Genomic DNA, 13,088 nt, shown 5'->3' with positions numbered 1-13,088 from the left:
AAATTATTAAAATTTCAAGTCGTTAATTATAGAACTTTATATACAAAAACTCTAAGAGGTTATTTTATGAGTATTGCAATGTCAATTTTCTCATTGCTAGGTACGTTTATTATCGGTTTCTCAATGTTACCGCAAACTATCATGACAATGAGATTAAAAGATACAGCGAAACTTTCATTACCTTTATACTTCGTAATGGGTGTCGCTACATTCTTAATCTTCATCTACGGTATTGGACTATGTGTTGTTCCTAACCCACAATGAAACACTGAAGCTGTAGGAACTACAGGTAAATCATTTGCCGACATGATCGGACCAGGTTCATTCCACTGAGACCACGCTAAAGGCGCTAACGCAAACAACTCTTCATGAGTATTTGCTTGCTACCAAAACTGAGTATCTGGATTTGTTGTTCCAGGTGCTGCCGTAATCTTCGGTGAATTATTATGTGCTATTACATCATTCATGATTGCTGCTGTTAAAATTCAAAACATGATTTCAGCTAAAAAAGCTGGAGTTTCAGAAGCTGAATACGTTGAACAACACTTCGGTGAAATGATTAAAGCTCACGCTGAAAAAATGAACCACAAAACTTCATTAAAAGAAAAATTACACCACGAAGCAAGAGGAGCTTAATTATGGATTTCATTACATTAGCTGCCAAAGTTGCAAACATCGCTGGTAACCCACACGGAACTAATGGTTCTATTAATGAACCATGATCTCCAGTTGGTACATGAGCATTCGGTATTGTAATCGTTGGTGCGATTTTATTATTCTTCTCATTCTTACCAGGATGAATTAACACAGTTAGAACTAAAGACACAGCATCTATGTCATTAGGTATGTGAATTATTTCAGTAGTTGGTTTAGCATTCTTAGTAATCTTCTATGCATTAGGTATGGCAAACAGACCAGTTATGGCTGGTGGTAAATTAGGTCCTGTATCTGCACAATTTACTGTTGTATTCGTTTGTGAAGCATTATCATTGTTATTATCTATTTACATCTTAATCTACAAACTATTCAACATGGGTATGGCCCACAAATTAGGAATTACTGAAAAAGAATACTGTGAAAAATTAGCTGCTAAATCTGGTAAAGGTATTGGCCAATTATTCGGTCACAGACACCACGAACCAGTTGAAAACAAATAATTCTAACTAACACTTACACATATATAAAAAAACTAGGCTCGTCCTAGTTTTTTATTTTGTCTTTGTGGTTCTTATTGATTAAAATATATATAACTTATGTCCGTTATATCAGTGATTAAGGAGATAAATGAAATATATGAAAAGAAATATTATTCAAGAAGTAATGCTAAATAACCAATTAGCAATTACTGATTTTGAAAATTACACTTCAGAAATTGCTAAAGTAACCCAAATTGAACCGACTGGGAAAAAAGCAAAATTAGTGTTAGTAACTTCAATGAACCCAACTCCAGTGGGTGAAGGTAAAACTACTACTTCAATTGGTATTGTAGATTCTTTAAACAGTTTAGGTGTTAAAACCGTCGGTTGTTTAAGAGAACCATCAATGGGTCCGGTTTTCGGAATGAAAGGTACAGGTAGTGGTTCTAATAATGCTAAATTATTACCATTTGATAAAATTAATTTACATTTTACAGGTGACTTACACGCAATCACCTCAGCAAACAATTTAATTAGTGCAGTCATTGAAAATGAAATTTACCAAAATTCTGATCTAGATATTGATCCAAACAGAATTTTATGACAAAGATGTGAAGACATGAACGACAGAAGCTTAAGAGATACATCTGTTAACTTATTCAATAAAAATAAAGACCGTGTTAACACTTGCTTCAATATTACAGCGGCTAGTGATTTAATGGCTTTATTCTGTTTAGCTAAATCTAAAGAAGACTTTAGACAACGGATTAACGATGCGATTGTAGCTTACTCTCGTAGTGGTCAACCAATTAGAGTGAGTGATTTAGAAATCACTGAAGCCATTATGACTATTATTAGTGATGCTTTAGATCCGAACTTAGTTAGAACTATGGAAGACAGACCAGTGTTTGTTCATGGGGGACCTTTTGCTAATATTGCTCATGGTTGTAGTAGTGTAATTGCTACGAACTACGGCTTAGATTTAGCAGATGTTGTTATTACTGAAGCTGGATTCGGTAGTGAATTAGGAATGGAAAAATTCATGGATATTACTTGTCAACAAGCTGGTTGAACACCTAACTTGATTGTTTTAGTAGTTTCATTGAAATCAATTTTACATCATGCAAAAGATACTGGCTTAACTGGATTCGATGCAGTTAAATATGGTTTTGATAATGTAAAACACCACATTAATCACTGTAAACAATATGGTTTAAATTTAGTGATCGCAATTAACCACAGATCAGAAGATGATTTAGACCAATTAAAATATTTATATAAATTATTAGATGATGAACACGTCGCTTACGCATTAGCTGACACTTGAGCTTATGGTTCAAAAGGTGGTCAAGAATTAGCAAAAGTTATTTTACAAGAAATTAACAAACCGGTAAACTTCACACCGCTATATGCGAAAGAAGATAATCTATTTGATAAAATCAACAAAATTTGTCAAAAAGCTTATGGTTCTTTAGGGCCTAAATATTCAGCATTAGCTCAAAGCAAACTAGAAGAATACCAAAATTTAGATGGTTACTACGTATGTATCGCTAAAAATCCATACTCATTAACTTGTGATCAAAAAATATTAGGTCGTCCAACTAACTTCTATACAACAATTGAAGATGTAGAAATTAACCACGCGGCTAAATTAATTATTCCAATCACAACTGTTGTCTTTAGAATGCCTGGTTTACCAAAAGTACCAGCTGCGAAAAATTTTGTGATGAAGTAATAAAAATAATTTAAAATAATGGTACGAAAACCATTATTTTATTATGGGGATGTCACGGTTTCGACGGGATTCATAATTTTATAAGTGCAGTGGGGTCTGCCCCTTACAGCTCGAGGCATTCAATAAATGCAAACGAAAACAAACAAAACAATGTTGAAGTAAGTGCTTTCGAAGCTAACTTATTCAACCAAAACCAAAGATTAGCTGCTTTAGCTTTCTAATCTTTACTACAAACTAGAACTCAATAGAAGTTTATTTCTTTGTAGTCTTTAAATAGGCTAAAAAGGGCGCTGGTAGTGTGCCTAAAACATTACCAAACTCTTGACTTGACTGGCTTTGTGTTTTTATTAAAGGTTAAAGGCAGAGGATAAAGATTTTAAATAAAAACTAAACTGTAGACCTTATTCTTGAGTGGATTGCGGAAAGGGGTTCGACTCCCCTCATCTCCACCATGTGGATGACAAGCAGATTGTAAAAGTGCAATTCTTTTACCATCCTAAAAGAAAATATAAAAACCTGAACTCTTTTCAAAAGACGTTCAGGTTTTATTTTATTCTTGGTTAGATTTATGAGAATGTTGTACATTACGTTTGTGTGAATGTTGAGTCTTGGGTTTATGGTGAGTGTTATGTCTAGTTTTAATTCTGTCTGAAAGTTTATGTTCTTTTAACAACTGGGTTTCAATTAAAGAAACTAAGTTATTAAATAGTTCATAAACAGTAATAGGTCCAACTCCTTTAGGTACTGGAGTAATTTGACAGAAATGTTTTAGCTCCTCAAAGTTAGTGTCTCCCACAATCTTCTCGTTAAGTTTATTGATGCCAACATCAATAACAATAGAATTAGATTGGATGTCATTAATATCTAAAAAGTGAGGAATTCCCACAGCAGAAACAGTAATATCGGCAATCCGTGAATATTGGTATACGTTTTCTGTTTTACTATGACACATGGTCACGGTACAATTTTCAAAGTTTAATAAGTGCAATAAAGGTTTACCTACGAGTTCACTCCGGTTAATTAAACAAACCTTTTTACCGGTTAATTGGTTTTTAGTGACTCATTTTAATAACTCTCATACACCTTTAGCTGTAGCAGGCATAATATCAAACGGGTGATAATGTTTCGCTAAATAGAAGTGAGCCTTGTTTATGTTAGTTAAACAGTCAGGATCTTTGTTAGGATTAATGCTGTTTAATACTGTTTCTTCGGATAAATCTTCACGAAGTGGTAGTTGTACCATAATACCGTGAACACTTGGATCTTCATTCAAACTGTGAATTAGTTTTAAGAGTTTATATTGAGATTCTGTAAACTGAATCACTGTAGTTTGGATACCTAGCTCTTTAGAAAGATTCACTTTATTCTTAATATAAGAAGCGCTTGCTGGATTATCTACAGTATTAATAATGACGATATGGGGAACGATTTGAAAGGTTTTATTTAAAACATTAACTTTTTCTTTCAACATTGTTTTTTTATGTTCAACAAATTGTAGGCAATTAATAATCATAATTTCATGTCTCCTAAATAATATTATAGATAACTGAAAAAATTCTTTTGCGAAATATTTCAAAAAACAGCTTTGCTATATTATCATTTATATATAAATCATTTAGGAAAAAGACAAACTGCTATCTCTGGGGCAGCTTTTTTCAGTAATAAATGGTTTTATAAAAATTGAAAGGGTCAGGCTCTTTTTGAAGAAAATTCAAGTAGTGGAATTTTTTTCAAAAAAAGACTTGCTTTTTTTGATTTTTATTGTATACTTTTATAGGTTTTACTATTACTAAGATTGCTGATACACCAAAGCCAGTTGTCAACGTATCAGGTAACTTACTAATAGCAATTCTATGATTCGTAACATACATCGTTACAAGGAGGCAACTATTAATGAGTCATGAATTAGATAAAGAATTGAGAATTAAACTTTACTCATATGACCACAAGTTATTAGACCAATCAATGAAAAAAATCATTGAAGTAGCTAAAACTACAGGTGCAGATGTTAAAGGTCCAATTCCTTTACCAACAAAAACAGAAATCTTCACAATTTTACGTTCACCTCACGTTAACAAATCAAGTCGTGAACAATTTGAAAGAAGAACACACAAACGTTTGATTATTTTAACAAACACTAAACCAGAAACAATGGATAAGTTAAAACACATTTCTATGCCAACAGGCGTTGAAATTAAAATCAAATTATAGGTCGCAAAGAAAGGAAAATTAGTCAATGAAAGCTATTTTAGGAACAAAAGTTGGAATGACACAAGTCTTCACAACAGAAGGTAAAAAAGTTCCCGTTACAGTTGTTTACGTTGAACCTAACCAAGTATTAGCGACAAGAACAAAAGAAAAAGACGGTTACACAGCTACTCAAGTTGGTTACTATACTGTAAAAGAACATAACTTAAACAAACCTGAATTAGGTCAATTTAAAAAAGTAAACTCTGAAGCTAAGAGATTTATCAGAGAATTACGTGGAGTTGAAGGCTACGAAGTTGGTAGTGCAATCGATTGCTCTATCTTCGAAGCTGGAGAATTAGTTGACATTCAAGGTACAACTAAAGGTCACGGTTTCACTGGATCAATTAAACGTCATAACTTCAGTATGGGTCCTATGGGTCACGGTGCTGGTTACCCTCACCGTTACGTTGGTTCTATCGCGTTTGGTCGTGGGGGTTCTCAAGGTCAACGTGTTATTAAAGGTACAAAATTACCTGGACATTACGGACACGAAACAGTAACTACTAAAAACTTAACAGTAGTTGATGTAATTGCTGACAAGAATCTTATCCTTATCAAGGGTGCTATTCCTGGTCCAAAAAACGGATTATTAACAATTAAAACATCAGTTAACAAACCAAACCACAAAGTTGAAGTTCAATTAGTAAACTACAACCAAGCAGCTGCTGAAACAATCTCAACTGATGAAGAAAACAATTAATTAAGGAGCAATCAATAAATGAATACTAGCATTAAGTTATTAAGCATTGATGGTGTTGCAAAATCAACTATCGATGTAACAGCAAATCTTTTTGTTGAAAAACCTAATAAGCAAGCAATGTTTGATTGTGTTATTAGTGAAAACGCAGCTGAAAGACAAGGAACTCACTCAACATTAACTAAGGGTGAAGTTCGTGGTGGTGGTAAAAAACCATGACGTCAAAAACATACAGGCCGTGCAAGAACTGGTTCTATTCGTAACCCACAATGAACTGGTGGTGGTATTGTTTTTGGTCCTAAACCAAACAGAAACTACTTAAAGAAAGTTAACGCTAAAGTTAGAATCTTAGCATTCAAATCAGCTTTAACAATCAAATTAAACAACGAATCTTTATTCGCATTAGAACAATCTGCTAAATTAGAAAAACCATCAACAAAAGCAATGGTTGCATTCTTAAAAGCAGCTAACTTCGAAAACCAAAAAGTATTAATTATTACAAACAGCAAAGAAACTAACATCGAAAAATCAGCAAGCAACTTACAAAGAGTTAACGCTAAATTATGAAACACAGTTTCAGTTAGAGATGTTATGCACGCAAACATCGTTGTAGCTCAAGAAGATACATTCAATATGTACGCTGCAAACTTCGAAAAGAAATTCGCTAGATAGGAAACAATACAATGGAATTAACTCAAATCATCGTTAAACCTTACTTAACAGAAAAAACTTACACTGTTAGAACATTAAACGAAAAAGAAGTAATCGCATTCGTTGTTAACCCAAAAGCAAGTAAACACGAAATTAAATTTGCATTCGAAGCTATTTACGGAATCAAAGCTGAAAAAATTAATACTATTACAAAACTTCCTGTTGCAACTAGAACTGGAACACAAAAACCTGGTATGACTAAGTTAACTAAAATTGCTTACGTTACTTTACCAGCTGGTGTTAAATTAGCTGTAACTAAAGAAGAAATCGAAGAAGTTAAAGAAGAAATGAAAGAAGAAGCAAAATAATTATTTCTCTTTCTAAAAAAAACACAAACCAAAATAAATCATAATTTCAATAGTCGAAAAGCTTATATAGGAGGCACGTATGGCTGTTAAGCGTATTAAAGCTAGAAGTAGCGGTAAACGCCAAACTGTTATGATTGATTACAAATCTGTATTAACAACTAACAAACCTGAAAAATCATTATTAGTTGATTTAGTTGAAAAAGCAGGCCGTAACAATCAAGGTAAAATTACAATCCGTCACCACGGTGGTGGACAAAAAAGAAAATACCGTTTAATCGATTTTAAACGTAACAAAGACAACATCGTAGCAACTGTTAAATCAATTGAATACGATCCAAACAGAACATCTTTCATTTCATTAGTAGCATACGCTGATGGTGAAAAGAGATACATCATTGCACCAAAAGGAATTAAAGTTGGTGATAAATTAGTTTCAGGTACTGAAAACATCGACATCATTCCTGGTAACACAACTATCTTAGCTAACATTCCTGAAGGTACATTAGTTCACAACGTTGAATTAATTCCTGGTCACGGTGGTCAATTAGCTAGATCTGCTGGGGCATTCATCCAAATCTTAGGTTCAGATGATACTGGTAGATTCGTAGTATGTAAATTAATGAGTGGTGAAGTTAGAAAAATTCGTAAAGAATGTAGAGCTACAATCGGTGTAGTTTCTAACGAAGACCACAACCTAGTTAACTTAGGTAAAGCAGGACGTAGCCGTAACATGGGTATCCGTCCAACTGTTCGTGGTTCTGCAATGAACCCTAACGATCACCCACATGGTGGTGGTGAAGGTAGACAACCAATCGGTAAAGACGCACCAAGATCACCATGAGGTAAAAGATTGATGGGTGTTAAAACTCGTGATAGTAAAAAAGCTTCTTCAAGCTTAATCATTCGTCGTCGTAAATAATTTAACTTAAATTAACTTAGAAAAGGAAAGGACAAATATGTCAAGAAGTGCTAAAAAAGGTGCATTCATTGAAGCTAGCTTATTAAAAAAAGTAGAAGAAATGAACGCAGCTGACAAGAAAAAACCTATTAAAACTTGATCACGTAAATCAACTATTTTCCCTGAATTTATTGGTAACACTTTCGAAGTTCACAACGGTAAACAATTCATTAAAGTTTTCGTAACAGAAGACATGGTTGGACACAAATTAGGAGAATTCGCTCCTACTAGAACATTTAAATCACATACAGAAGCAAAACGTTAATAAGGGTAAGAGGAATTAATTAATATGAAAACTCGTGCAATTATTCGTAATGTACATGTGTCACACCGTAAAGTTAAATTAGTTATCGACTTAATTCGTGGAAAAAAAGTTAATGAAGCTATCACAATCTTAGAAAACACAAACAAAAAATCAGCTCCAATCGTTAACAAATTATTACATAGTGCAATCGCTAATGCTATGAACAATCATGGTATGAACGGTAATGAACTATTCGTATACGAAATCTTTGCTAACGAAGGCCCAACAATGAAGAGAATGATGCCAAGAGCTAAAGGTTCTGCAGACACAATCTTCAAACGTACAACTCATATCGAAATCGTATTGAGTGATGATGTTGCTCAACGTCAAAAAGATATCAAAGTTATTAAAGATAGAATTGCTAAACGTGCAGCTAACAACAGAAAATCAACAGAAAGTCAACAAGGAGAATAACGATGGGCGCAAAAGTAAATCCTAATGGTTTAAGATTCGGTATTAACAAAGAATGACAATCTCGTTGAGTTGCTAGAGACAACAAACAAGTTGCAGAATGATTAGTACAAGAAGATAAGATTAGATCATCTTTAATTAACAACTACAAATACGCTAGAATCGACCACATCGAAATCGAACGTACACAAAACAAAATTACATTATTTGTTTACTGTGCTCAACCTGGTGTTATCTTAGGTAACGAAAACAGTGAATTAGCAAAAGCCATTTTAATGGTTAACAAAATTGTTGGAAGAAGCATTAAAGTTAAAATCAACGTTATCGCTTTAGAAAACAGTAACGTTTGCGCAAGATTAATCGCTAGAGAAATCGCTGATGCAATCGAAAACCGTGTTTCATTCAGAAACGCACAAAAACAAGCTATTAGAAAAGTATTACGTTCAGGTGCTAAAGGGGTTAAAACTCACGTATCTGGTCGTTTAGGCGGAGTAGAAATGGCTCGTGAAGAAGGTTACTCTGAAGGTGTTGTTACATTATCAACATTACGTGCTGATATTGACTACGCATTAGAAGAAGCAAACACAACATACGGTATTATCGGTGTTAAAGTTTGAATTAACCGTGGCGAAATCTTCAAAAAAGATTTAAGTCAAAAACGTCCTTCAAGAAACGGTAGAAACGGTAAACCTGGCTTCAACCGTGGTGAAGGTAGAGAAAACAGAAGATTTTCAAATAACAGAGCATCAGGTGAAAGAAGAAATTCTTCATCAACAAGAACATCAAGACCAGCAAAAGCACAAGAAGCTAAATAGGAGAGAGATAATATGTTACAACCAAAAAGAACAAAATATCGTAAACCTCACAAAGTAAGTTACGAAGGAAAAGCTAAAGGTAACTCTTACGTTGCTTTTGGTGAATACGGCTTAATGGCTACTGAAGGTACTTGATTAGACGCTCGTCAATTAGAAGCTGCTCGTATTGCAATTTCTAAGAGACTTGGTAAAACTGGTAAGATGTGAGTTAGAATTTTCCCTCATATGTCATTAACTAAAAAACCATTAGAAGTACGTATGGGTTCAGGTAAAGGTGCTCCTGAAAAATGAGTTGCTGTTGTTAAAGAAGGCACAGTAATGTTTGAAATGGCAGGTATTCCAGAAGAAATCGCAAGAGAAGGTTTACGTGCTGCAGGTAATAAATTACCTATTAGATGAAAAATTGTAAAGAAGGAGGTTGTTGATCATGAGTAGTAGTATCAGTAAAGACTTACGTAAAAAAACTAATGATGAATTAGCCGATATTGTAACTAGATTAAAATCTCAATTATTAGAAATTAGATTTAGTGTAGCTAGTGGTGAAACTGATAAAGTTAATAACGCTGCAGAAATTAGAAAAACAATCGCCAGAGCTTTAACAATTTTAAACGAACGTGAATTCCAACAAGAACAAGTTAATAAGGAGACTAAATAATGGAAAGAAGTAATCGTAAAGTTTTAGTTGGTGTTGTTACAAGTGACAGTATGCAAAAAACTGTAACTGTAAAAGTTGAAACTAAATTTAAACACCCATTATATAGAAAACTTGTTATTCAAAATAAGAAATACCACGCTCATGACGAACACGAAGAAGCTAAAGTAGGCGACATTGTACAAATCACTGAAACAAGACCAATCTCAAAAACAGTTAACTGAAGAATTTCAAAAATTATAGAAAGAGCAAAATAGTATGTTACAACCTATGTCTAGACTTGTAGTTGCTGATAATACAGGCGCTAAAGAAGTCGGAGTAATTAAAGTATTAGGCGGATCTAAACGTAGATACGCAAATGTTGGTGACATCGTTGTCGTTTCAGTTAAAAAAGCACAACCTAACGGTATGCTTTCAAAAGGTCAAGTTTGCAAAGCTGTAATCGTTAGAAGTAAAAAAGGTGTTAAACGTGAATCAGGAAACACTATTACATTTAACGAAAACGCTTGCGTAATCATCAAAGATGATAAATCTCCACGTGGTAGCCGTATTTTCGGTCCCGTATGTCGTGAATTAAGAGATAGAGGATACACTAAGATCGTTTCTCTAGCTCCTGAAGTACTTTAGAAAGGAAAATTTGTATGAACCGTATTAGAAAAGGTGATACAGTTATTGTTTTGTCTGGTAAAGAAAAAAACAAAGATGGCACTGTTCTTCAAGTATTCCCTAAAGAAGGTACAGCTATTGTTGAAGGTGTAAACAAAATTAAGAGACACCAAAAACAAGATTCTACACATGAACAAGCAGGAATCATTGAAAAAGAAGCTCCTATTAGATTGTGTAAATTAGCCTTAATGGAAGTTAAGGGTAAAGAAAAAGGAACAAAAACAAGAGTTAAATACGTTATTAACAATAATGGCGTAAAAGTACGTGTTTCTAAACGTACAGGAAATGAAATCATTAAGAAATAAGGAGTTAATTTAGAATATGGCATTTTTACAAGATAAATACATTAAAGAAATTGCTCCTGAATTAAAAACAAAATACAATCTTTCTTCAGTGATGCAACTTCCTAAATTAGAAAAAGTCGTTATCAACATGGGTATTGGTGACGCTGTTCAAGACGCTAAGAACTTAGAATTAGCAATGAACGAATTAGAATTAATTAGTGGTCAAAAACCAGTAATTACAAGAGCTAAAAACTCAATCGCTACTTTCAAAGTACGTGCTGGTCAAGGAATTGGCTGTAAAGTAACTTTACGTGGCGACAGAATGTGAGCTTTCGTTGAAACTTTATTCAACATCGCTTTACCAAGAGTACGTGACTTTAGAGGTATCTCAAACAAGTCATTCGATGGTCGTGGTAACTACACATTGGGAATTAAAGAACAAATTATTTTCCCACAAATCGTATATGATAACGTTAAAAAAGTCCGTGGTTTCGATATTACATTCGTAATTAGCGGCGACAGTGATGAAATGTCACGTGATTTATTAAAACAATTAGGGGCACCTTTCCAAAGATCTAAGGAGGAAAAATAATGGCAAAGAAATCATTAATTGCTAAGCAACAACGTCAACCTAAATACGCAACTAGAGCTTACACACGTTGCGCTAAATGTGGTAGAGTACACGCAGTTAACCGTAAATTTGGTATCTGTCGTTTATGCTTCAGAGATTTAGCTTACAAGGGAGTTATCCCAGGCGTTAAGAAAGCTTCTTGATAAGAAAGAATATTAAAGGAGAAAGAAATACATTATGCATTTAGATCCAATCGCAGAATTATTAACTAAAATTCGTAACGCTAAAAATGCTCACAAACCTCATGTAACTGTTGCTACTACAAACATGAAATCAGCTATTTTGTCCCTATTAGAACGTGAAGGTTACATTCGTGACTTCGAAGTTAAACAATTAGAAAACAATAAATCAGAAACTGTTATCAGATTAAAATACAACAAAACAACTAAAGAATGCTCAATCCACGGTTTACGTCAAATTTCTAAACCAGGTTTAAGAGTTTACGCACACGCTGACGAATTACCAAAAGTAATTAACGGTTTAGGTGTTGCAATTATCTCAACATCAAAAGGTATCTTAACAGACAAACAAGCCCGTGAATTAAACGTGGGTGGCGAAGTAATCGCATTTGTTTGATAGTTTAAAATAAGGAGATCAATTTATGTCAAGAATCGGAAATCGTATTTTAACTATTCCTAATGGTGTTAGCGTTGAAATTGCTTCAAACGAAGTAATTTTAAAAGCTGGAGCAAACAGTTTAGTTGTAAAATACCCAAGCAACTTATTAAAAGTTGAACAAAAAGACGCAACTCTAGTAGTTGTTAGATTAGATGAAAAATCAAGCGAAGCAAACATGTTCCAAGGAACAGTTAACGCTAACTTAGCAAACGCTTTAATTGGTTTATCAAAAGGTTTCACAATCGACCTTGAATTAAAAGGTGTTGGTTACCGTGCTAAAGTTGAAGGAAGCAAATTAACTTTATCTTTAGGATTCAGTCACCCAGTTGTGTTTGATATTCCTAAAACATTAAAGATCGAAATCCCTTCACAAACTGAAATTAAAATTACTGGTGCTGATAAAGCCGAAGTTGGTCAATTTGCTGCTGATATTAGAAAATACAGAAAACCTGAACCATACAAAGGTAAAGGTGTTCTATTCAAAGGCGAACAAGTTGTTCGTAAAGCCGGAAAAACAGCAGACAAGAAAAAATAATAGGAGCTTAATTATATGAAACGTATTAATTTTGATAAAAAACACCAACGTTTATTACGTCACAAAAGAACTTTGAACAAATTCAAAGCAATTGACAATGGTAAACCAAGATTAGTTATCACAAAGACTAACGCTCACATTAACGCTCAATTGATCGATGACGTACAAGGCAAAACATTAGCATCAAGCTCTTCAATTCAATTAAATCTTGCTAACGGTAACAAAGAAAACGCTGCTAAAGTTGGTAAAGATATCGCTGAAAAAATTCTAGCTTTAAACATCACTGAAATTGCTTTCGACCGTGGTGGTTCTAAATACCATGGACGTGTAGCAGCTTTAGCTGACGCTGCTAGAGAAGCTGGATTAAAATTCTAATT

Annotated in this window: 22 protein-coding genes and 1 other RNA gene; 22 read left to right on the top strand and 1 reads right to left on the bottom strand. The window is 33.8% G+C overall.

The features are described 5' to 3' along the window. Nucleotides 1–66: 66 nt before the first annotated feature. From ABWU82_RS01070 to ssrA, 4 genes are all read left to right on the top strand, one after another. Nucleotides 67–636 carry a hypothetical protein gene (locus ABWU82_RS01070; RefSeq protein ID WP_353289661.1) on the top strand — a complete coding sequence of 190 codons (570 nt, stop codon included), beginning with the start codon at nt 67–69 and terminating at the stop codon, nt 634–636. A gap of 2 nt (nt 637–638) precedes the next feature. Then, nucleotides 639–1,157, top strand: coding sequence for a hypothetical protein (locus tag ABWU82_RS01065; protein WP_353289660.1), 519 nt, complete (start codon nt 639–641; stop codon nt 1,155–1,157). Nucleotides 1,158–1,293: 136 nt separating this feature from the next. Then, nucleotides 1,294–2,871, top strand: a complete 1,578-nt coding sequence (locus tag ABWU82_RS01060) for a formate--tetrahydrofolate ligase (RefSeq protein WP_353289659.1) — start codon at nt 1,294–1,296, stop codon at nt 2,869–2,871. Nucleotides 2,872–2,916: 45 nt separating this feature from the next. Beyond that, nucleotides 2,917–3,323: a transfer-messenger RNA gene (gene ssrA, locus ABWU82_RS01055) on the top strand. Between the two features lie 98 nt (nt 3,324–3,421). Here ssrA and ABWU82_RS01050 read toward each other — a convergent pair. After that, nucleotides 3,422–4,384, bottom strand: coding sequence for a bifunctional 5,10-methylenetetrahydrofolate dehydrogenase/5,10-methenyltetrahydrofolate cyclohydrolase (locus tag ABWU82_RS01050; protein WP_353289658.1), 963 nt, complete (start codon nt 4,382–4,384; stop codon nt 3,422–3,424). Between the two features lie 380 nt (nt 4,385–4,764). On the opposite strand from ABWU82_RS01050, the gene rpsJ reads away from it, so the two are divergent. The 18 genes from rpsJ (at nt 4,765) to rplR (ending at nt 13,086) form a co-directional block, all read left to right on the top strand. Further along, on the top strand, nt 4,765–5,082 hold the full coding sequence (gene rpsJ / locus ABWU82_RS01045; RefSeq protein WP_478212874.1) for a 30S ribosomal protein S10: 318 nt from the start codon (nt 4,765–4,767) through the stop codon (nt 5,080–5,082). Nucleotides 5,083–5,107: 25 nt separating this feature from the next. Then, nucleotides 5,108–5,821 (top strand): 50S ribosomal protein L3, encoded by a 714-nt coding sequence (gene rplC / locus ABWU82_RS01040; RefSeq protein WP_353289657.1) that lies wholly within the window; start codon nt 5,108–5,110, stop codon nt 5,819–5,821. Nucleotides 5,822–5,839: 18 nt separating this feature from the next. Beyond that, complete coding sequence (gene rplD, locus ABWU82_RS01035; RefSeq protein ID WP_353289656.1) at nt 5,840–6,490, top strand: 50S ribosomal protein L4; 651 nt, start codon at nt 5,840–5,842, stop codon at nt 6,488–6,490. Nucleotides 6,491–6,501: 11 nt separating this feature from the next. Then, nucleotides 6,502–6,837 carry a 50S ribosomal protein L23 gene (gene rplW, locus ABWU82_RS01030; protein WP_353289655.1) on the top strand — a complete coding sequence of 112 codons (336 nt, stop codon included), beginning with the start codon at nt 6,502–6,504 and terminating at the stop codon, nt 6,835–6,837. Between the two features lie 79 nt (nt 6,838–6,916). Continuing rightward, nucleotides 6,917–7,756, top strand: coding sequence for a 50S ribosomal protein L2 (gene rplB / locus ABWU82_RS01025; protein ID WP_353289654.1), 840 nt, complete (start codon nt 6,917–6,919; stop codon nt 7,754–7,756). A 37-nt stretch (nt 7,757–7,793) separates the two neighbouring features. Then, nucleotides 7,794–8,060 carry a 30S ribosomal protein S19 gene (rpsS, locus tag ABWU82_RS01020; protein WP_353289653.1) on the top strand — a complete coding sequence of 89 codons (267 nt, stop codon included), beginning with the start codon at nt 7,794–7,796 and terminating at the stop codon, nt 8,058–8,060. A 24-nt stretch (nt 8,061–8,084) separates the two neighbouring features. After that, a complete protein-coding gene (rplV, locus tag ABWU82_RS01015; protein WP_353289652.1) occupies nt 8,085–8,513 on the top strand; it encodes a 50S ribosomal protein L22 in 429 nt (142 codons plus the stop codon). Nucleotides 8,514–8,515: 2 nt separating this feature from the next. Next, entirely contained in the window at nt 8,516–9,325 is an 810-nt protein-coding gene (gene rpsC, locus ABWU82_RS01010; RefSeq protein WP_353289651.1) for a 30S ribosomal protein S3, read from the top strand. A gap of 12 nt (nt 9,326–9,337) precedes the next feature. Then, a complete protein-coding gene (rplP, locus tag ABWU82_RS01005; protein ID WP_353289650.1) occupies nt 9,338–9,760 on the top strand; it encodes a 50S ribosomal protein L16 in 423 nt (140 codons plus the stop codon). Further along, nucleotides 9,753–9,980 (top strand): 50S ribosomal protein L29, encoded by a 228-nt coding sequence (gene rpmC / locus ABWU82_RS01000; protein WP_353289649.1) that lies wholly within the window; start codon nt 9,753–9,755, stop codon nt 9,978–9,980. Before rplP ends, rpmC begins: the two co-directional genes overlap by 8 nt. Continuing rightward, on the top strand, nt 9,980–10,234 hold the full coding sequence (gene rpsQ / locus ABWU82_RS00995; RefSeq protein ID WP_420017777.1) for a 30S ribosomal protein S17: 255 nt from the start codon (nt 9,980–9,982) through the stop codon (nt 10,232–10,234). Before rpmC ends, rpsQ begins: the two co-directional genes overlap by 1 nt. Before the next feature lies 1 nt (nt 10,235). Then, on the top strand, nt 10,236–10,604 hold the full coding sequence (gene rplN, locus ABWU82_RS00990) for a 50S ribosomal protein L14 (RefSeq protein ID WP_353289648.1): 369 nt from the start codon (nt 10,236–10,238) through the stop codon (nt 10,602–10,604). Between the two features lie 14 nt (nt 10,605–10,618). Beyond that, a complete protein-coding gene (gene rplX, locus ABWU82_RS00985; RefSeq protein WP_353289647.1) occupies nt 10,619–10,948 on the top strand; it encodes a 50S ribosomal protein L24 in 330 nt (109 codons plus the stop codon). Nucleotides 10,949–10,964: 16 nt separating this feature from the next. Continuing rightward, nucleotides 10,965–11,519 (top strand): 50S ribosomal protein L5, encoded by a 555-nt coding sequence (gene rplE, locus ABWU82_RS00980; protein WP_353289646.1) that lies wholly within the window; start codon nt 10,965–10,967, stop codon nt 11,517–11,519. Further along, the gene (locus ABWU82_RS00975) at nt 11,519–11,704 is read left to right on the top strand and encodes a type Z 30S ribosomal protein S14 (protein ID WP_353289645.1); all 186 of its coding nucleotides are present in this window, start codon (nt 11,519–11,521) and stop codon (nt 11,702–11,704) included. The genes rplE and ABWU82_RS00975 overlap by 1 nt, the downstream gene beginning before the upstream one ends. 31 nt (nt 11,705–11,735) lie before the next feature. Then, complete coding sequence (rpsH, locus tag ABWU82_RS00970) at nt 11,736–12,137, top strand: 30S ribosomal protein S8 (protein ID WP_353289644.1); 402 nt, start codon at nt 11,736–11,738, stop codon at nt 12,135–12,137. Between the two features lie 22 nt (nt 12,138–12,159). Then, nucleotides 12,160–12,711 carry a 50S ribosomal protein L6 gene (gene rplF, locus ABWU82_RS00965; RefSeq protein ID WP_353289643.1) on the top strand — a complete coding sequence of 184 codons (552 nt, stop codon included), beginning with the start codon at nt 12,160–12,162 and terminating at the stop codon, nt 12,709–12,711. 15 nt (nt 12,712–12,726) lie between these two features. Continuing rightward, on the top strand, nt 12,727–13,086 hold the full coding sequence (gene rplR, locus ABWU82_RS00960; RefSeq protein WP_353289642.1) for a 50S ribosomal protein L18: 360 nt from the start codon (nt 12,727–12,729) through the stop codon (nt 13,084–13,086). Nucleotides 13,087–13,088 lie beyond the last annotated feature (2 nt).

Origin of the sequence: Ureaplasma ceti (assembly GCF_040369755.1) — a bacterium.
GTDB lineage: Bacteria > Bacillota_I > Bacilli_A > Mycoplasmatales > Mycoplasmoidaceae > Ureaplasma > Ureaplasma ceti.
This window is presented reverse-complemented; position numbering and strand designations above follow the sequence as displayed.